Origin of the sequence: Helicobacter pylori (genome assembly GCF_003636935.1) — a bacterium.
Lineage (GTDB): Bacteria > Campylobacterota > Campylobacteria > Campylobacterales > Helicobacteraceae > Helicobacter > Helicobacter pylori_CH.
Map to the genome: position 1 here is coordinate 1 of NZ_MVVH01000018.1, position 19,122 is coordinate 19,122.

General features: G+C 38.2%; 16 protein-coding genes and 1 pseudogene. 8 read left to right on the plus strand and 9 right to left on the minus strand.

What is annotated here, in order from left to right; translation table 11 throughout:
- The first annotated feature begins 220 nt into the window (after positions 1–220).
- Complete coding sequence (locus EAL87_RS07545; protein ID WP_276205134.1) at positions 221–1,246, plus strand: type II asparaginase; 1,026 nt, start codon at positions 221–223, stop codon at positions 1,244–1,246.
- A 506-nt stretch (positions 1,247–1,752) separates the two neighbouring features.
- Here EAL87_RS07545 and EAL87_RS07550 read toward each other — a convergent pair.
- On the minus strand, positions 1,753–2,214 hold the full coding sequence (locus EAL87_RS07550) for a sialic acid-binding protein (RefSeq protein ID WP_120914151.1): 462 nt from the start codon (positions 2,212–2,214) through the stop codon (positions 1,753–1,755).
- A 27-nt stretch (positions 2,215–2,241) separates the two neighbouring features.
- Positions 2,242–2,664 (minus strand): DUF1104 domain-containing protein, encoded by a 423-nt coding sequence (locus EAL87_RS07555; RefSeq protein ID WP_120914154.1) that lies wholly within the window; start codon positions 2,662–2,664, stop codon positions 2,242–2,244.
- 253 nt (positions 2,665–2,917) lie between these two features.
- On the opposite strand from EAL87_RS07555, the gene EAL87_RS07560 reads away from it, so the two are divergent.
- The 5 genes from EAL87_RS07560 (at position 2,918) to EAL87_RS07580 (ending at position 7,756) form a co-directional block, all read left to right on the plus strand.
- Positions 2,918–3,550: a LysE family transporter gene (locus EAL87_RS07560; protein WP_079367971.1), complete on the plus strand. Its 633-nt coding sequence runs from the start codon at positions 2,918–2,920 to the stop codon at positions 3,548–3,550.
- A gap of 68 nt (positions 3,551–3,618) precedes the next feature.
- The gene (locus EAL87_RS07565) at positions 3,619–5,376 is read left to right on the plus strand and encodes a DNA polymerase III subunit gamma/tau (protein ID WP_120914156.1); all 1,758 of its coding nucleotides are present in this window, start codon (positions 3,619–3,621) and stop codon (positions 5,374–5,376) included.
- Positions 5,373–5,774 (plus strand): tRNA (adenosine(37)-N6)-threonylcarbamoyltransferase complex ATPase subunit type 1 TsaE, encoded by a 402-nt coding sequence (gene tsaE, locus EAL87_RS07570; RefSeq protein WP_050825286.1) that lies wholly within the window; start codon positions 5,373–5,375, stop codon positions 5,772–5,774. The genes EAL87_RS07565 and tsaE overlap by 4 nt, the downstream gene beginning before the upstream one ends.
- Before the next feature lie 12 nt (positions 5,775–5,786).
- Positions 5,787–6,509 (plus strand): LPS export ABC transporter ATP-binding protein, encoded by a 723-nt coding sequence (gene lptB / locus EAL87_RS07575; protein ID WP_120914158.1) that lies wholly within the window; start codon positions 5,787–5,789, stop codon positions 6,507–6,509.
- A gap of 2 nt (positions 6,510–6,511) precedes the next feature.
- Entirely contained in the window at positions 6,512–7,756 is a 1,245-nt protein-coding gene (locus tag EAL87_RS07580) for an RNA polymerase factor sigma-54 (protein WP_120914160.1), read from the plus strand.
- A 204-nt stretch (positions 7,757–7,960) separates the two neighbouring features.
- Here the strand turns inward: EAL87_RS07580 and EAL87_RS07585 are convergent.
- The 7 genes and pseudogenes from EAL87_RS07585 to hopE all read right to left on the minus strand — a co-directional run.
- Positions 7,961–8,501: pseudogene (locus EAL87_RS07585) on the minus strand (Fic family protein); the annotation flags it as partial.
- Between the two features lie 117 nt (positions 8,502–8,618).
- Positions 8,619–9,839 carry an HD domain-containing protein gene (locus EAL87_RS07590; protein ID WP_120914162.1) on the minus strand — a complete coding sequence of 407 codons (1,221 nt, stop codon included), beginning with the start codon at positions 9,837–9,839 and terminating at the stop codon, positions 8,619–8,621.
- A gap of 204 nt (positions 9,840–10,043) precedes the next feature.
- The gene (locus EAL87_RS07595; RefSeq protein WP_120914164.1) at positions 10,044–12,029 is read right to left on the minus strand and encodes a porin family protein; all 1,986 of its coding nucleotides are present in this window, start codon (positions 12,027–12,029) and stop codon (positions 10,044–10,046) included.
- A gap of 282 nt (positions 12,030–12,311) precedes the next feature.
- Positions 12,312–13,214, minus strand: coding sequence for an SAM hydrolase/SAM-dependent halogenase family protein (locus tag EAL87_RS07600; protein WP_120914166.1), 903 nt, complete (start codon positions 13,212–13,214; stop codon positions 12,312–12,314).
- Between the two features lie 234 nt (positions 13,215–13,448).
- On the minus strand, positions 13,449–13,793 hold the full coding sequence (locus EAL87_RS07605) for a hypothetical protein (protein WP_120914168.1): 345 nt from the start codon (positions 13,791–13,793) through the stop codon (positions 13,449–13,451).
- 7 nt (positions 13,794–13,800) lie between these two features.
- On the minus strand, positions 13,801–14,727 hold the full coding sequence (gene rsmH, locus EAL87_RS07610; protein ID WP_120914170.1) for a 16S rRNA (cytosine(1402)-N(4))-methyltransferase RsmH: 927 nt from the start codon (positions 14,725–14,727) through the stop codon (positions 13,801–13,803).
- Positions 14,728–14,911: 184 nt separating this feature from the next.
- Entirely contained in the window at positions 14,912–15,733 is an 822-nt protein-coding gene (hopE, locus tag EAL87_RS07620; RefSeq protein WP_000395375.1) for a Hop family outer membrane protein HopE, read from the minus strand.
- Positions 15,734–15,897: 164 nt separating this feature from the next.
- Here hopE and uvrA point away from each other — a divergent pair, with 164 nt between their 5' ends.
- Both uvrA and EAL87_RS08400 read left to right on the plus strand, forming a co-directional pair.
- Positions 15,898–18,723, plus strand: coding sequence for an excinuclease ABC subunit UvrA (gene uvrA, locus EAL87_RS07625; protein WP_205584688.1), 2,826 nt, complete (start codon positions 15,898–15,900; stop codon positions 18,721–18,723).
- A 158-nt stretch (positions 18,724–18,881) separates the two neighbouring features.
- Positions 18,882–19,073, plus strand: coding sequence for a hypothetical protein (locus EAL87_RS08400; RefSeq protein WP_120914172.1), 192 nt, complete (start codon positions 18,882–18,884; stop codon positions 19,071–19,073).
- The last annotated feature ends 49 nt before the right edge of the window (positions 19,074–19,122 follow it).

Below are 19,122 nucleotides of genomic sequence, written 5' to 3' on the forward strand. Positions count from 1 at the left end.
CATGTTTTACAATTGGTTAGAATGGAACGGTCTCATAGAAGACATCAAGGGTATAAGGGACAGGCAGCGTCAGATGGGAATAAGAGACAGCCCCCAAGCCCCCTAGCCTTGCCCCTAAAAAAAGCGAAGAAAGTAACACGATAATTTGAAAAAAGGTATCCACAACCAACTCTTTTTAAATTTATTTTAACAACGATTCACTATACTACAAAATCTTTAAATCCTTTTATTTTGTTTGAAGGGGCAAGTCATGGCTAAAAATTTACCCACTATCGTTTTACTAGCGACAGGGGGGACGATTGCCGGGAGTGGTGCGAGCGCGAGTTTGGGCCGTTATAAGAGTGGTGAGTTGGGTATCATAGAGCTTTTGAAGGCTATCCCCAATCATCTCATTAAGATCGCTCGCGTTCTAGGGGAGCAAATTTCTAACATTGGTTCACAAGACATGAATGAAGAGGTGTGGTTCAAACTCGCTCAACGCGTTCAAAAATTGCTCAATGATAGTCGTATTAAGGGCGTGGTGATCACGCATGGCACGGACACTTTAGAAGAGAGCGCGTATTTTTTAAATTTGGTTTTACGCTCCACAAAACCGGTGGTGTTGGTGGGAGCGATGCGTAATTTTACTTCTTTGAGCGCGGATGGCGCTTTGAATTTGTATAACGCGCTGAGCGTGGCGATCGATGAAAAAAGCGCGAATAAGGGCGTGTTGGTGGTGATGGATGATAGTATTTTTAGCGCTAGGGAGGTGGTTAAAACGCACACCACCCACACTTCCACCTTTAAAGCCTTAAATAGCGGTGCGATAGGGAGCGTGTATTATGGTAAAGTGCGCTATTACATGCAGCCTTTGAGAAAGCACACCGTAGAGAGCGAATTTTCCCTTTTAGAGCTCAACCCCCCCTTACCTAAAGTGGATATTATTTACACGCATGTCGGCATGACCCCTGATTTATTCCAAGCGAGCCTAAACTCGCATGCAAAAGGTATTGTGATAGCTGGGGTGGGTAATGGGAATGTGAGCGCTGGGTTTTTAAAAGCGATGCAAGAAGCGAGCGAAATGGGGGTTTTAATTGTTCGTTCTAGCAGGGTAGGTAGCGGTGAAGTGACTTCAGGAGAGATTGATGACAAGGCCTTTATCACAAGCGATAATTTAAACCCCCAAAAAGCCAGAGTGCTTTTACAACTCGCTCTAACTAAAACGAATGATAAGGCAAAAATCCAAGAAATGTTTGAAGAGTATTGAGATATTCTTTTGGTTTATTTGAAACGCTGAAGCGGTTTTAGGTTTTGCTTTTTGATTGGAATTTTAATCAAGTCTTGGTTGACATAGAAGTTGCCTTTAATCGTAAATCCCACGCTTGGCTGATTACCATTCATGTTTGGCAAGCCTTTAAAACTTAAGCTGACTTGTTCTATCACATATTGATAGCTGGCATCGTCCTTTACATTGCCCCTAAATCAAAAAAAATTATATCTAAAGCCGAATCGTTACTAAAGACTGCGGTGTTAAACATGTGCACTAAAATGGATATTTCACTATTTTGGTTGTAAGCGTAAGGCATTCGTTACTCCTTGTAGGATTTTTAACCATCTTAATTATACCATAACTTTATTAAAAAACAATAAAAATTACTAATAATATTTTATACAATACATAATAGCATGCTTCTATCCCAAACGCTCAAAGCGTCTAGGATTTCTGCTTAAAGAATTTGAAGCTTTGATAGAGAAAGGGGTGTAATTTAAGCTTTATTTCTCATTTTCGCCATGATCATTGTGATCGTGGTCTTTTTTGCCTTCTTCTTTGTCATGCCCTTTGCCATGTTTATCATGACCACCGTGTTTGTGGTGTTTGTGCATTTTCCCATGCTTGCATGATCTCAACCCAAAATCATCATCCATGTCTTCCATGTTGCCTTTTTTAAGCGCTTCTTTAACGGCTTTTTGGCGGGCTTCAAAATCCGCCACGGTCATGTTGTCTGTGTTTTTAGTCGCGTATTCATGCAATTGTTTATGGAACGCTTTTCTCTTGTCTTCAGGCATTTTTTTCATGCGCATTTTCAACTCTTTTGTGTAATCCACAATATCCTGCGGAGCGACAATGCCAGACATTTTAGCCAGATCTTCATCGCTCGTTTTGCTGAAGTCTTTGGCGTTCAAAGCCACAAATAACAACGCACTAACAGAAAGTATTTTCAACGCTTTTTTCATATTTATCCTTTTAAATTAAATTTTATCTCACTTAGGAGAGCAATGTTCGTCTTTTTTCTTAACAGCCCTACACCAAACTTTTCTCGTATCGCCGCTGCAAACGCTCACATTAAGTCCTTTTGCCTTAATTTCTGCATCGCTCAAACCTTTGGTTTTTTCTTCTAATTCCTTACGCACTTCTTCGCGCATTTTTTTGAAATCCTCTTCACTCATTTTGGAAAGATTCTTTTTAGCGATCCGGCTAAAATTCGCGCGGAATTTCTTAGCCTCTTCAGCGTTTAAAGCTTTAAGGCGTTTGGACACTTCCATGCGATAATCAATCGCTTCATTAGAAGGCAGAGTTCCTGCTAATTCTAAAAGCTCCTTATCTTTGAGTTGCGAAAAGTCTCTAGCGCCTAAAACCTGTAATCCAAGCAAAGCCGATAGGCAAAAAGCCAAACTCCTTCTCATTCCCAATTCCTTGTTCTAAATTTTTGCCGCATGACGACAGCAAATTTTGGCATTTTACCATGTTAATTTAAACTTATTCTCAAACACTGATAAGAGTAGTAAAAATGAGGTTTTTAAATTTTGTGCAATCATCATTTAACTTTTATTTATAAAGGTCGTTTTAAACCCTAAAATTTTAAAATACCCTTTTGAATGATTGGTTTGTATGGTGTTGGTAGTTTTTGGCTTATTTTGAGTGAAAGGATTAAGCAAGATGTTTGTGGTTTTTATAGAAGGTTTTGGTTTAGCGATTTCTTTGTGCGCGGCGGTGGGGGCGCAATCTTTGTTTATTGTGGAAAGGGGGATGGCTAGGAATTATGTGTTTTTGATTTGTGCTCTGTGTTTTATGTGCGATATTGTGTTAATGAGCATGGGCGTGTTTGGCGTGGGGGCTTATTTTGCGAAAAATCTTTATTTGAGTTTGTTTTTGAATTTATTCGGGGCAATTTTTACCGGATTTTATGCTTTTTTAGCTTTAAAAACCCTTTTTCAAACCTTTAAAAAAAAGCAAGTCCAAACCCCCAAAAAACTATCCTTAAAAAAGACCTTATTATTCACTTTAGGCGTTACTTTACTCAACCCTCAAGTGTATTTGGAAATGGTGTTTCTCATTGGCGCGAGCGCTTTGTCTTTTAATTTAGTGCAAAAATTTGTCTTTCTAGCCGGCACTTTATCGGCGGCTTTTTCTTGGCTTTTATTGTTATGCACTTTATCGTTGCGTTATGGCTCTAAACTTTTAAACAACCAAAAAATCTTTATGGGCGTGAATCTCTTTGTAACCGCTATCATGGGGACGCTTAGTATTAATTTATTTAAAGATTTTTTAGCGCTATTGAGCAAAACCTAAAAAGGGGCTAGTTTTAAGTCATTTTGCATTACAATACTTCTAAATGAGTTTTAAGGATTACAATCAATATGCAAGTTTTAGCGTTAAAATACCGCCCCAAACATTTTAGCGAGCTAGTCGGTCAAGAGAGCGTGGCTAAAACGCTTTCTTTAGCCCTAGACAACCAGCGTTTGGCTAACGCTTATCTATTTAGCGGATTAAGAGGTTCAGGTAAAACCAGCTCTTCTAGGATTTTTGCTAGGGCTTTGATGTGTGAAGAAGGGCCAAAGGCTGTGCCTTGCGATACTTGCATCCAATGCCAGAGCGCTTTAAACAACCACCATATAGATATTATAGAAATGGATGGAGCGTCTAATAGGGGGATTGATGATGTCCGTAACCTCATAGAGCAAACGCGCTACAAACCAAGCTTTGGGCGCTATAAAATCTTTATCATTGATGAAGTGCATATGTTCACCACTGAAGCGTTTAACGCGCTTTTAAAGACTTTAGAAGAGCCTCCTAGCCATGTGAAATTCCTTTTAGCGACAACGGACGCCTTGAAATTGCCCGCTACCATACTCAGCCGCACCCAGCATTTCAGGTTTAAAAAAATCCCTGAAAATTCCGTTATTTCTCATTTAAAAACTATTTTAGAAAAAGAACAAGTAAGCTATGAAGCAAGCGCGTTAGAAAAACTCGCTCACAGCGGGCAAGGGAGCTTGAGAGACACGATCACTCTTTTAGAGCAAGCCATCAATTATTGCGATAACGCTATCACAGAAAGCAAAGTGGCTGAAATGTTAGGAGCGATTGACAGGAGCGTTTTAGAAGATTTTTTTCAAAGTTTAATCAACCAAGATGAAGCGCGATTAAAAGAGCGTTATGCCATTTTAGAAAATTATGAAACCGAGAGCGTTTTAGAAGAAATGATGCTTTTTTTGAAAGCGAAATTATTAAGCCCTGATTCGTATTCCATTCTTCTAATAGAGCGCTTTTTTAAAATCATTATGAGCAGTCTCAGTCTTTTGAAAGAAGGGGCAAACGCTAGTTTTGTGCTGTTGTTATTGAAAATGAAATTCAAAGAAGCTTTGAAGCTCAAAGCCCTAGACGATGCGATTTTGGAATTAGAGCAAAGTAAAGAAAGCGTTTTTCAGCCTTTAAACCAAAACACTAACGCTCCTAAACAAGAATTTAAAAGCGCAGAAAGAATAGAAAAGCTAGAAAAAAGAGAGAGTGCAGAAACCCCACAAACTCCCATGTTTTCAGCTAAAGATCGCATTTTTCACAACCTTTTCAAGCAAGTTCAAACATTGGTTTATGAGCGCAACTACGAATTAGGGGCGGTGTTTGAAAAAAATATCCGTTTCATTGATTTTGACAGCCAGACTAAAACCTTGACTTGGGAGTCTTTAGCCACCAATAAGGATAAAGAGCTTTTAAGAGAACGATTTAAAATCGTGAAAAGTATCGTTGATGGGGTTTTTGGCAAGGGCGAAAGTATTAAAATCGCTTTAAACAATCATTTTGAAAATAAAAGCGCTCCATTAGAAGAGGTAAAAGAATTTAAAATTTCTTCTTTAAGGGAAAAAATCTCACCCAAACCAACCACCGAAACGACGGCTGAAATGAAAGAGAATAAGACTAAAGAAGCGGTTGGAAAAGAAACTAAAATTAAAGAACAAGAGGTTCAAGAAAACGACACTAAAGAAAACGACACTAAAGAGACTAAAGAGACCCAACCAAAAGAATCCCCTACAGCCTTGCAAGAATTTTTGGCTAATCATTCTGATCTTATTGAAGAGATTAAGAGCGAGTTTGAAATCAAAAGCGTGGAATTGTTATGAGAGCGCATTTAGACGAGTTAGACAAAGTGGCGGCTGCAATTTTAAAAGATGATTTTAAAGGGGTGGTGCTTTTAAAAGGCGTTGTGGGGAGCGGTAAAACGACTTTAGTTCAAGCGTGCTTGAAACACTTGGGGTTAGACATTCAAGCGACTTCGCCCACCTTTAGCGTGATGCATGCTTATAGCGAGAGCGTGTTCCACTATGATTTTTACATGCGCGATTTAGAGGCTTGTTTGGAGCTTGGCATGTTGGAATGCTTGTTGGAAAAAGGGATCCATTTTGTGGAATGGGGCGATGAAAAATTAGAAAAAATTTTAAAAAAATACGATTTAGCTATTAAGGTTGTGGAAATTAAAACCGAATTAACTAGCCGTTTTTATACAATAAAGATCGCTTAAAGGGCCGCTTGAATGGATATTTTAAAAGCAGAGCATTTAAACAAACAGATTAAAAAAACCAAAATCGTTTCAGACGTTTCTTTAGAAGTGAAAAGCGGCGAAGTGGTGGGGCTTTTAGGGCCTAATGGGGCGGGTAAAACCACCACCTTTTATATGATATGCGGGCTTTTAGAGCCTAGTGGGGGGAGCGTTTATTTAAGCGATGTCAATTTAGCTAAATACCCTTTACACAAGCGCTCTAACTTAGGCATAGGCTACTTGCCCCAAGAATCCAGCATTTTTAAAGAATTGAGCGTGGAAGAGAATCTAGCCCTAGCAGGGGAGACTACTTTTAAAAACTCTAAAGAGAGCGAAGAGAAAATGGAAAGCTTGTTGGACGCTTTCAATATCCAAGCCATAAGAGAGCGCAAGGGCATGAGCTTGAGTGGGGGGGAAAGAAGGCGCGTAGAAATCGCTAGGGCTTTAATGAAAAACCCTAAATTCGTGCTATTAGATGAGCCTTTTGCGGGCGTGGATCCGATTGCGGTGATTGATATTCAAAAAATTATTGAAAGCTTGATAGAATTAAATATTGGTGTGTTGATCACTGATCACAATGTGCGAGAGACTTTGAGCGTGTGCCACAGGGCGTATGTGATTAAAAGCGGCACGCTTCTAGCGAGTGGGAACGCTAATGAAATTTATGAAAACGCTTTGGTGCGCAAGTATTATTTAGGGGAAAATTTTAAGGTATAGACATGGCGATCTTACGCGCAAACCTTAGCCCTAAAAACAAATTAAACGCCACTTTAAAAGGGTGGCTCCCCATTTTACAAAGCGAGCTTGAAGATTTAGAAGAAGTGTTGAAACAAAACGCCCTGGATAACCCCTTAATCAAAATTGAAAACAAACGCATCAAAAATTTTAGCGATCGTTTTAGCGCTAAAAAGAGCAGTGATCATTTAGAAAATTTCGCAATCGCATCTAAAAGCCTTTTTGAAACCCTAGAAGCTCAAATCATTCCACCTCTCTTTCCTACTGAAATTTCTCAAAAAATCGCTATGGATATTATCAGCGGGTTGAATAATGAGGGGTATTTTGAAGAAAATATTGAAGAAAGGGCTAAAATTTTAGGGGTGGAGAGCGAAGTGTATGAGAAAGTGCGCGAGCGTTTTAGCTACCTTAATCCCGCTGGCATTGGCGCTAAAGATGTGAAAGAGGGCTTTTTATTCCAGTTAGAGGGTAGGGAATTAGACGATAACGAGCTTTATGAAGAAACGCGAAAAATCATTTTGAATTTAGAAAAACACCATGAATTTTCTAAAGATTTTTATTATGAAAAGGCTTTAAAGATTTTAAAATCCTTTAAAAATCCCCCAGCCATTGAGTTTTTAGAAAAAGAAATAGAAGTCATTCCTGAACTTTTTATTTTAGAAGTGGATAATGAAATCATCGTGCGTTTGAATGATGAGAGCTACCCAACAATCAGTTTGGAAGAAAATCGCTTTGAGAATAGCGGTTATTTAAAAGAAAAGTCAAAAGAGGCTAAAGATTTGATTGACGCGTTAAATTTAAGAAAAGCCACGATTTATAAAATCGGTCTCATGCTTTTAGAGTATCAATACGATTTTTTTAAGGGTAAGGAATTACGCCCTTTAAAATTACTGGATTTAGCCAATGAGTTTAACCACTCTGTAAGCACGATTTCAAGGGCCATTTCTAATAAATATTTGGCATGCGAAAGGGGGGTTTTCCCTATTAAACATTTCTTTAGCACCGCCTTAGACAACAGCGAGACTTCAAACGCTGTGATCAAAGACTATCTTTTAGAATTGATTAAAAACGAAGACAAAAAAGAGCCTTTGAGCGACGCTAAGATTTTAGAACTCATTGAAGAAAAATTCCATTTGAAAATGGTAAGAAGAACGATCACCAAATACCGCCAACTGCTCAACATCGCTTCTTCAAGCGAAAGGAAAAAGCTCTATTTGATGCGCGCTTGAAATCTAAAAACATGATTTAGGGTTTAATTATTTGTCTTTCTTTAAAGATAGCAGTATACCGTTTTATTTTTTCTAACTCTATTTTTTGACAATCCTTAATAATGTCGACTAAAGCGTTAGCGTCTTGTTCTCTCATAGCATTCATGTATTCGCTTCTAGCAGTTACTTCAATCGCAAAGGGCGTTAAATCGTATTGTATCGTTTGGTAAAACATCAAGGCTCTCCCTGTGCGTCCGTTGCCATCGCTAAAAGGGTGGATTTTTTCAAACAAAATGTGTTGTTCTAAAATAGCTTTTAATTTCTCTTCTTTATCTTGTAAGGCATGCATCTTATAATTGAGATTATCGCACCATTCTTTCATAGATATAGGCGCTTGAAAATGGGGAGTCGTTTCAAAACTAGCTCCTAAAATGATGTCAGTCGTTTTAAAAGCCTCCTTGTTAGGGAGTAAAAAAATGCATTAAAATCCCATGCAACTCTCTTATAAAAAGCTATCAATATTTTGTCCTTTATTCAGGTTTTCTAATCAAAAGGGGAGCATGTTTTGATAGTTTTTCACTTCAAAAAAGGCTCTTTTTGGGGCATTTCTCTAGGAATGTATTCGGTGGTAAAATACTTATGGTTCCAACAAAGCTCAAAGGATTGTTTTCCATAGCGGTGCTATGGTGTGCTGTGCGAATCGTTAAATCCATAGAGCGTAATCGTTAAGTTCTAGTAGTTCTTTATTGGATTCTTTTTCACGCATTGTAATCAAATACTGATAACTAAATTTTTATAGTCTCAAAACTTTGTTTTATTTAAAACTCATTTTTAGATTTATAATTAAAAATCCATTAGAATAAAACCTAAATTACTTAAAAAATTATTTAAAATTCCTAAACAATTTCCCTAAATCTAAATCAAGTAATTCTGTTTGGGATCGCAATTTTAAAAGATTTTCTGCCCCTTTGATTAAATCGCTACTGGAAATGCCATGAGAAAGAGAGATTTTGGCTTCTAAAAATGCACTCAAATGATCGCACACCTTTAAAAGCTCCCCACAAACCCCTTGATAGGTATCGTGGTTAAAAAAAGTGAATAACTCTTCAGCGTCTTTAGTGAAAATGATTTTGTGCGACTTGTCTTTGTAGCGGTTTTTGAACTCGTTTTCGGTGAAATATTTCAAATCTTCTTGAACACCCAAAGAGACAAAGGAATAGACCTTGTTTTGCATTTCCTTTTTTTCAATTTCTTTAATGCAGTGATCAAGCCCTGCAACGCTTTGTTTGATGGGCGTGATAATGTCTCGGGTTAAAATCTCGGGTAAATCATGGAAAAGTCCGCCCAAAAAATGATTGATTCGCATGCTTTTACAAGCTTTTAAATCAAAGCTCAACAAATACCCCATAAGTGCCACGCATAAGGTATGCCCTAAAACGCTAGTTTGCGGCACTCTTGGGGTCTGGCTCCAGCGTTTTTGGAAACGCAACTGCCCAAACATGCTCACCAATTTTTTCAAATCTTCTTTTTCCCCAAAAAGCCCTTCAAACAAATGCTCGTTATTGTGGAGTTGCTTGTCAATTTTATCTTTAATTTCTTTCACGCCATACATGTTGGGGTTAAAATGATAAATAATATCAAACTCCCACTTGGACGCATAAAAATGCGCGCTCTCTAAAATTTGAGTTTCTAAAATTTGGGGCCTATGGCTTAAATACTCTTTTAATTCCTCTAAAGAAAAATACGCGCTGATTTCATCTTGCAAACTTTGTGCGACATAGGAGGCCAATTCTTGGCTGTGCGTTTGTTGGAGGGCGTAAAAAATAGGGGGTTTAATATCGGTTAAAACCAAGCGCTCCAAAAATTCAAAGCAAAAGAACTTGATTAAAAGATCTAAATCTAAGTCATGACCCCTGTCTTTTAAGTCTTTAGCGAGCAAATACGCAATCATCGCTTTATGGGCTTGCTTGTCTAATTCCACAAATTCCAAAGGGCATGCTTGGTCATTCCAACGCCTAATAGACGCGCCCACAAACACACGCCTTAAAAATTGAGTTTTGAGTTTAGGGGCTTTTAGGGGTTTAATAGGATGAGCCGCATACATAACTTTCCTTTTTATACTATTTTGAATATTAAAGCTATGAGCTTATTAAGAAATATTGATTTGATCGCACAAGTTTGAAAAATCTTAGCGTACCACTATCAATACTAACTTAAATCTTATTATACGAAAAAGAGACAAAAATAAGGCTTTTATTTAAAAAAATATTATTTCTGTCATGGATTTCGCGCTTAATGGATTTTATACTTAAAACACCCACCCGTAATTAAAAAACACCTTAAAGTGGCTAGCCCCTTCATTGAAAACAAAAGAGTTTGTGTAATCGCTACCGCTAGAAATGACGCTAGCTTTTCTTTGGATCAAAGGAATGCTAATCCCTACAGAATATTTAGAATGCTTATAGCGGTAGTTCAACCCAGTAGCCACATCCAAATTACCGCTCCCTTTAACTTTGTTTAACACATAATAGCTGTTATACAAGCCCCTTAACCCACCAAAGATACCAAAAGATGAAGAAAAATTTCTTCTCGTTTGAATATCTATAGGGCTATTTTTATTGGAGTAAGTGGTGATGAAATCCACCAACAAATCTATCCCCCCACCATAGCTCAATTGTTGGACTTTTTGGTTAATAGCTTTAGCGTAATTGTATTTGATGATGCCATAATAAGCTAATCCTATGAAATCATTAAAGTAGTTTTGATAGCCTATTTTAGCGTTAACCCCTAAAATAGGGCTTCTAAAACTTTGCGAAGCGCTTGAAGAATAGTGGTTGGTAACGCTAGAAGTGACAAAGGTTTTTTGAATGGTGCTGAGCATGGAATTGGCTAAATCTTGCGTGTTCAAACTAGCGTTTAGATTGTAGTTTGTTTGACTCCCTAAGTTAGCGTAGTTGATCGGCAAGGCGTTTTGATTGATGAGCTGCTGCCAGACCGCTGCTGTTACCCCTAAAAAGCCAGCCGGAACATCCGCGCAATTGTGATAGATGGAATTAGGGTAGTTGCTAGGGAAAGCGCTCTGACCTGGACCATTGAAGCGAGAACACACATTATAGGGGAGGCCATCAGAATCTTTTGGCTTGCCATTTTCATTTTGACCGGTTGGCACTCTTTGATAAGTCATGTTCCCATTATGCCCATAACCTTTAGTGTGGCTGAATTCATGCAAGATGGTTCTTAAATCCTCTAAATTGATAGTCTTAAGGTTGTTGCTAAAGAGTTTTTGGGGTTCTAATGCATAAGCTTCTACCCCCAATGTGCCATATTCACCATCATTACCATATCCATTGGCTAACCCTACAACCCCTGAATTTTTTAAAACAACCGCATCAATTTCTATTTTTTTTCTAAAATTATTGACAATACCCTGCTTGTTTAACACATATTGTTGATCAACTTTAGAGTCAACAAGCCCGTTTGTTCCGGGATTTACGCATTTTGAAAGATCATTATCGCAATCTGTTGGGCTGTTAGTGAATTCAAAAGGAGCGTTTAAAACCGCATCGCCCCAAGATTGGGAGTCTAAGACAGCGATCATGTTCAACATTAAATTAGTGAATTCTTCTGCGGTTTGTGGGGTGAAAGGTTGCCAACAATCATTTTTTGTATTACCATTATTGTTGTAAGGACAAGTGTTGAAATTGCTTGGATTTTCATTACTATATTTCATTATAAGATTTGTCTTAATCTTATTGAGCGTTTCAAACACCCTTTGCGTGTTAGCGTCAGAAACAGAAGTGCTAGTGGCTTCAAATTTTGGAATAAAAAAAGTATAAGGGTCAATTTTATTAAATGCCTCTTTTAGACTATCAAACGCCTCTCCGGGTAAAACAATCTTAGAGTGTTTGGGGATAGTCTCTATCACGCCTAGATCAATGATGTTGCCTTGAGCGTCTGTAAAACTCAGTTTAATATTGCTTAAATTATAAGGCAAGAAATTTTCTATAGTTAATTTACCACTAATATACAACACTTTAACAGGAGATAAAGATGAAAAATTTAATTGTGATATGGATTTAGCGTCTGTGAACAAATTAGCCGCTCTTTTTAAAATCGTGTCTGTGGGTAAATAATTATAAGTCGCGTAAGTGTTTTTTGTGGTGGTGTGTCTCTTTTCTTGCGTTTGCGTGCCTTCTAATAGCCCAGTTTCAAACCCGGCTTCTATGAAAAAGCCATTTTTCTCGTTCGCTTCTAAAGCGCTGAATAATAAAAGTGGGATGAATAGTTTTTTCATGGTTATCCTTTGTTAGCTTATAGTGTCTTTATTATACAATTTAAGGGGGTTGTTTGTTTATTTTTTTCCAAAAATTAAAGTTTTAAAAGGGTTTAAAAGAGCTTTATATTTCAAATAGAAACAAATCTTCAAAAACAAGCGTTTATTTTAAGGATTATTTATCATTAATTAGGTTATTTTAATAAAAACTTGACACTCAAAACCCTTAAAATCCCCTAGCAAAAACTTGCACATCTTTAGCGGTTAGGGCGTTTCACGCCCCTTAATTTTCTAAAAAGCGCTTTATTTAGCGCACTTCTTGATATCAATATTCCAATCAGCGCCAGATTCAATTTGGTGTTTTTGCGCAAAATTATCCCTATTCAGCGCCACGGAAACATTCAACAAGCTGTTAAGATAGACCAACGGCTGGCCTTCTGGCACATCGCCAAAGCTCGCAACATACGGCATTTTCCCTTCGTATTTTTTCTTAGAACCTTTAGAAATCGTTACACACAGCGTGTCATTGAGTTTGATTTTTGCTTGATTGAGCAGTTTATCGCTGATATTGCTCCAAACATTGCCATATTGAATATCCAAAATTGGGATATTGCCTTTCACTTCCCCTTTTGTGGCTTTCGCTTTTTGATAAGGGAGTTCAACAACTTTTGGGGGAAGCTCTGGCCCAACCTGCTCGAATGTGATCGCTCCAGAAGCCAAGCGCGCCCCAGTATAGGCATACACATCACGACCATGGAAAGTGTAGGATTTTTCAGAACCTTTCAAGCGGTTAGCTTTTTCATCAATTTCACGCACGCTATCAATCCCCAAAGTTTGCGCCACCAAAGTCAGCGTGCCGTTATCCGGTGAAACAAAATACTGGCCGTTTTTAGTTTTCAGCACCACCGATTTACGCTTAGTGCCTACGCCCGGATCAATCACGCTCACAAATACCGAACCTTTTGGCCAATAACTAGCGGTCTGATACAAGCGGTAAGCGCCTTCCCAGATGTTATATGGGGGGATTTCGTGCGTTAAATCAAAGATTTTAAGATTAGAATCAACGCTGAAAGCGACGCCTTTCATCGCTGAGACCGCCCCATCTTTTAGGCTAAAATCCGTTTGTAAAATCAAAGCGTTACTCGCATAAACAGACGATAACCCTATGCACGCTGATAAAAACAACGCTGAAATCGTTTTTCTCATCTGTATTTCCTTATTTGATGCTGCTCTGTGTGTAACACTGAACAATAAAAGTGAAGTGAATATTTTTTCATGGTTGCTCCTTGATTAACTTTTATGAGCCTTTGACTTTCTTTATTATACCATTTAAAGGGGATGCTGTTTTTTTCTAAAAATCAAGGGTTTAAAAGGGCTTTACATTTCGTATTGAAACAAAGCATTAATTAGGTTTTCTTAAGAGAATAGGGGGTTTTTCACTTAAAACGCAATATCGCCAATGTTTTCACTATTCTCTATATAGTATTTAAAACGCTCTTTTTCTAATTCGTTTTTTAGGATTTGTTGTTCTTCTAAAAGCAGGCGTTTTTGATCTTCTAGGGTGTTGATTTTACGGCTAATATAATAGATATTATTGCTCAAATAGATTTTAGGCGCTAATAAGGCTAAAAACGCCCCCCCAAAAACCAATACCCCTATTAAAGCCATTAAAGAAAGGCCATGCGGATTTTCATTTGCAGTCCCATCAAATAATTCTTTCTTTTCGTCCTCTTCTATGCGTACAAAGCGTTCTTTTTCATTTGAAGCATTGTTTTTTATATTCATGGCTTACTCATGGCTTGAATTGAAACACTCTCATTTTAGCGCTTCGTGAACGCCTGTTGTGTTTAATTTCTTCTGGGCTTGGAGTGGTGGGCTTTTTGGTTAAAATTTCGCCTAAAGCGTGGTTGTTAGAGCAAGTGCATTTGAAACTTAAGGGATCGCAAATGCAATTTTTAGCGTAATCTTTAAAAGCGTTTTTCACTAACGCGTCTTCTAAAGAATGAAAAGAAATCACGCACAAAATCGCTCCCTTAAGGTTTCTGGCGTCTTGTAAAAACTCTTTTAACTCTTCTAATTCTCTATTGACTTCTATGCGAACGGCTTGAAACACCAAAGTCGCTGGATGGATTTTTTTATTTTTAGAAAGGGAGCTTAAAAAATCGCTCAAATCTTTAGCGTCTTTAAAGGGTTTTTTAGCGCGCCTTTCTACGATGTGGTGGGCGATTTTTTTGTATTCTTTGATTTCGCCATAGTCTCTAAAGATTTTTTCTAAAGCCACTACAGAATAGGAGTTGATGACTTTTTGAGCGTTTAAACCGCTCTCTAAATCCATGCGCATATCCAAAGCGTGCGAGTGGAAATTAAACCCTCTGTTATCGTCATCAAGCTGCAAGGAGCTCACCCCTAAATCCACTAAAACCCCCTTGATTCGCTCGCCATGCATTTTTAGGGCTTCTTTAAAGCGTTTGGCAAACCCTCCGCTTAAAATATGATAGCGCCCTTCAAATTCTTTCAATCGTTCTTTAGCGATTTCTTGAGCGTGCTTGTCTTTATCAATGCCAATGAGTTTTAGGTGCGTTTTTTGGGATAGAAGAGCTTTAGAATGCCCCCCTAACCCTAAAGTGCAATCTATCAAAACCCCTTCTTCTAAAGGAGCGAACGCTTGCAAAACTTCTTGCAACAAAACGCTTTGGTGCAAATTTTCTATTTCTTGCAAACAACCCCCTTAAAACCCCTAGATGAATTTTTCAAATTCCTACCAATGGTATTGGTTTTATTGGTTACGCCCAAAAGTTTCTTTATAATCAATTTCAGCTTTTTAAGATGCGAAAGTCCAAACCAAAATCCTTTTTATAAAGACTAAAAACTAAAAAGGGCTTAAAGATACCCTTTTAAAGAGTTTAAAAAGTGTAGTTATACCCTAAATAAAGCGAATAATCCCGTTTCAAATGGTAATAAAGATTGGTAGCGTTAGGACCCGCGCTCAAAAACTTGTTGATGAGTAGCGGCACTCTCACGCCAAACTCCACGCCATTATGCTTGTAGATATTGGCTCTCACGCCAAAATTCAACCATACTTGAAAAGCGACGGTTGAAGTTTTGGTGCTATAAGGAGCGTTAGGGTTACAATAAGTGGGGGTACAAACATCAGGACCTTTAGCTTCAATGATTTGCTCTTTCCAATAGTTCGCTGCGGAGCTTTTCCATGTATTACCGCCGATAGCGACCCCACCAAAAATACCAAATGAAGCGTTATCGTTATCAATAATATCAGCTAACAAATCGCTCCCCACACCCCAAGAGACCATATCCAATTGGATTTTATTAGGTGCATAAACTTGCTTGCCTAAAGTGGCATGCCCATAATCAAAAAGCCCATACACTCTAAAACCAAACCACTTGCTTGTCATATCAAAAGACTTGAACTGGAAGAACTTTTTATAACCCACATTCAACCCAAGACCATTCAAAGCCCCATTAGCGTATTTAGCATGCCAGTTGATATTGGTGCCTCCTGGATTATGCTTATTAGCAGTAAGACCTGGGGGGCAACCTACAACACTCCCTGTGCAATCCCCTGTATTATAAATATTACTATTCAAACGAGCCTGTCCAAGCTGATAATTAGTCCCTATATAAACACCATCACCTTCGGCTAACAACGAAGAGCTTAAAACTGCGGATAGAAGCCCTAAAGCTACAAACTTTTTCATAAATTCCATTCCTTTACATTCCTATCTTTAAAATTGTCTCATAAAATAATAGCATGTTTATCCTTAATCAAGCAAATATTTTTAACTCTTATGAATAAGAAATGATAATAAAACCATTCTTTTTTGAAGTATAATAGCTCCTTTTAATCCATTTTCTTATTTTAAGGAAACTCTTGCAACATAAAACCATTATGGATAAGATCATTATTCAAGGGGCTAGGGAAAATAATCTCAAAAATATTTTTTTAGAAATCCCTAAAAACCAATTTATTGTTTTTACCGGATTAAGCGGTTCGGGTAAATCCACTCTAGCGTTTGACACTTTATACGCTGAAGGGCAAAGGCGTTATTTAGAGAGTTTGTCTAGCTATGCGAGGCAATTTTTAGACAAAGTGGGTAAGCCTAATGTGGATAAAATTGAAGGCCTAACCCCAGCGATTGCTATTGATCAAAAAACCACTTCTAAAAACCCTAGATCCACTGTGGGGACGATCACTGAGATTTATGATTATTTAAGGTTGTTGTTTGCAAGGGTTGGGGAGCAATTTTGCCCCACATGTTCAGAGCCTATTAGTTCTATGAGCGCGAGCGATATTATTTCTCAAATCTGTCATTTAGAAGAAAATTCTAAAATCATTATTCTCGCCCCCATTATTAAAGATAAAAAAGGTTCGTTTAACGATAAATTAGAGAGCTTGCGTTTGAAGGGGTATGTGAGGGCTTTTGTTGATGGGGTGATGGTGCGTTTAGATGAAGAAATCCATTTGCACAAAACCAAAAAACACACCATTGAAGCGGTGGTGGATAGGGTAGTCATTAATAGCGAAAACGCTTCACGGATCGCTAGCGCGGTAGAAAAAGCCCTTAAAGAAAGCTATGGGGAATTAGAAGTGGAAATCTTGCAAGACAACGCGCCAAACATAAGAAAGCATTACAGCGAACATAAGGCATGCTTTAAATGCAAGATGAGTTTTGGAGAATTAGAGCCTTTGAGTTTTTCTTTTAATTCGCCTAAAGGGGCGTGCGAGAGCTGTTTGGGTTTGGGGACAAAATTTAGCTTAGATATTAGTAAGATTTTAGATCCTAACACGCCTTTAAATCAGGGAGCGATTAAGGTGATTTTTGGGTATAACCGCAGTTATTACGCTCAAATGTTTGAAGGCTTTTGCGAATATAATGGCATTGACAGCGCGCTTTGTTTTAATGAATTGAACAAAGAGCAGCAAGACGCTCTTTTGTATGGGAATGGCACTGAAATCAGCTTTCATTTTAAAAATAGCCCCTTGAAACGCCCTTGGAAAGGCATTATCCAAATCGCTTATGACATGTTTAAAGAGCAAAAGGATTTGAGCGATTACATGAGCGAAAAAACCTGTTCTTCATGCAAGGGGCATCGTTTGAAAGCTTCAAGTTTGAGCGTCCAAGTCGCTGGCTTGAAAATGGCGGATTTTTTAACTAAGCCCATTGAAGAAGTCTATCACTTTTTTAATGATCCCACGCATTTTAGCTATCTTAACGAGCAAGAAAAAAAGATCGCTGAACCCATTTTAAAAGAGATTTTAGAAAGGGTGTTTTTTTTATACGATGTGGGGCTAGGGTATTTGACTTTAGGGAGGGATGCGCGAACGATTAGTGGAGGGGAGAGCCAAAGGATACGAATCGCTAGTCAAATCGGGAGTGGCTTGACAGGGGTTTTGTATGTTTTAGACGAGCCTAGCATTGGCTTGCATGAAAAGGATACGCTCAAACTTATTAACACCCTTAGGAATTTACAAAAAAAGGGGAACACGCTCATTGTCGTAGAGCATGATAAAGAGACGATTAAGCATGCGGATTTTGTTGTGGATATTGGGCCAAAGGCTGGAAGGCATGGGGGTGAAGTGGTTTTTAGCGGGAGCGTGAAAGAGTTATTGCAAAATAACCATTCTACCGCCTTGTATCTCAACGGCACTAAAAAGATTGAGCGCCCTAAATTTGAACTCCCTAAAGAAAAGCATTTTTTAGAAATTAAAAACGTCAATATCAATAACATTAAGAATTTGAGCGTTCAAATCCCTTTAAAACAATTGGTGTGTATTACTGGGGTGAGCGGGAGCGGTAAAAGCTCGCTGATTTTACAAACCCTTTTACCCACCGCTCAAACCCTTTTAAACCACGCCAAAAAAACTCAAAGCTTGAATGGGGTGGAGATTGTAGGGTTGGAGCATTTGGATAAAGTGATTTATTTAGATCAAGCCCCCATAGGCAAAACCCCACGAAGCAACCCTGCCACTTACACGGGAGTGATGGATGAAATCAGGATTTTATTTGCCGAGCAAAAAGAAGCTAAAATTTTAGGCTATAGCGCGAGCCGTTTTAGCTTTAATGTTAAAGGGGGGCGGTGCGAGAAATGCCAAGGCGATGGGGACATTAAAATAGAAATGCACTTTTTGCCTGATGTGTTAGTCCAATGCGATAGCTGTAAGGGCGCTAAATACAACCCCCAAACTTTAGAAATCAAGGTGAAAGGCAAATCCATTGCCGATGTGTTGAACATGAGCGTAGAAGAAGCTTATGAATTTTTTGCTAAATTCCCTAAAATCGCCGTGAAGTTAAAAACGCTTATAGATGTGGGCTTAGGCTATATCACTTTAGGGCAAAACGCTACGACTTTAAGCGGAGGGGAGGCTCAAAGGATCAAATTAGCTAAAGAATTGAGTAAAAAAGACACAGGCAAAACCCTTTATATTTTAGATGAGCCTACCACCGGTTTGCATTTTGAAGACGTGAATCACCTTTTACAGGTTTTGCATTCTTTAGTGGCGTTAGGCAATTCCATGCTAGTGATTGAGCATAATTTAGACATTATCAAAAACGCTGATTACATTATAGACATGGGGCCTGATGGGGGGGATAAGGGCGGGAGGGTCATTGCGAGCGGCACGCCTTTAGAAGTGGCACAAAATTGCGAAAAAACCCAAAGCTATACGGGAAAATTTTTAGCTTTGGAATTGAAATAGCTTGCATTTGTTTGTTAAAACGATGTAGGGCTGAATAAAATAACAGACAGCCAAATATTAGAGAGCAGAAAAATTACAAGGCTAGAGGTAATAATAGCCGCTTGATCATGCAAGAGTTAGCAAGGAAGCCATGCCTTTAAAATCCATCGCATGAGAGTTTGAAAAATGAGAAAATATTAAGGAAAATAGAGACCAAGCTGACACTCTCTAATCATTACAGAAACGACAATAGCGTCTCAAACCTTAATGGGAATAATCCTACCACAAGAAAGTTTAAACCCCCCAAGCAGAAATCCCAAATATCTTTAGTGTTTGGGATGAATGCTTTAGTTCCGCTAGGAACTATATAAAAACCTTAAGTGAAACTAACCTTGATTTTCTATATACGCTTTGATCGTT

Bases quoted from the DNA above. Each gene is read 5' to 3' on its own strand.
- EAL87_RS07550 (WP_120914151.1), bottom strand. From the start codon at position 2,214: ATGAAAAAAGCGTTGAAAATACTTTCTGTTAGTGCGTTGTTATTTGTG.
- EAL87_RS07555 (WP_120914154.1), bottom strand. From the start codon at position 2,664: ATGAGAAGGAGTTTGGCTTTTTGCCTATCGGCTTTGCTTGGATTACAG.
- EAL87_RS07560 (WP_079367971.1), top strand. From the start codon at position 2,918: ATGTTTGTGGTTTTTATAGAAGGTTTTGGTTTAGCGATTTCTTTGTGC.
- EAL87_RS07565 (WP_120914156.1), top strand. From the start codon at position 3,619: ATGCAAGTTTTAGCGTTAAAATACCGCCCCAAACATTTTAGCGAGCTA.
- tsaE (WP_050825286.1), top strand. From the start codon at position 5,373: ATGAGAGCGCATTTAGACGAGTTAGACAAAGTGGCGGCTGCAATTTTA.
- lptB (WP_120914158.1), top strand. From the start codon at position 5,787: ATGGATATTTTAAAAGCAGAGCATTTAAACAAACAGATTAAAAAAACC.
- EAL87_RS07580 (WP_120914160.1), top strand. From the start codon at position 6,512: ATGGCGATCTTACGCGCAAACCTTAGCCCTAAAAACAAATTAAACGCC.
- EAL87_RS07590 (WP_120914162.1), bottom strand. From the start codon at position 9,839: ATGTATGCGGCTCATCCTATTAAACCCCTAAAAGCCCCTAAACTCAAA.
- EAL87_RS07595 (WP_120914164.1), bottom strand. From the start codon at position 12,029: ATGAAAAAACTATTCATCCCACTTTTATTATTCAGCGCTTTAGAAGCG.
- EAL87_RS07600 (WP_120914166.1), bottom strand. From the start codon at position 13,214: ATGAGAAAAACGATTTCAGCGTTGTTTTTATCAGCGTGCATAGGGTTA.
- EAL87_RS07605 (WP_120914168.1), bottom strand. From the start codon at position 13,793: ATGAATATAAAAAACAATGCTTCAAATGAAAAAGAACGCTTTGTACGC.
- hopE (WP_000395375.1), bottom strand. From the start codon at position 15,733: ATGGAATTTATGAAAAAGTTTGTAGCTTTAGGGCTTCTATCCGCAGTT.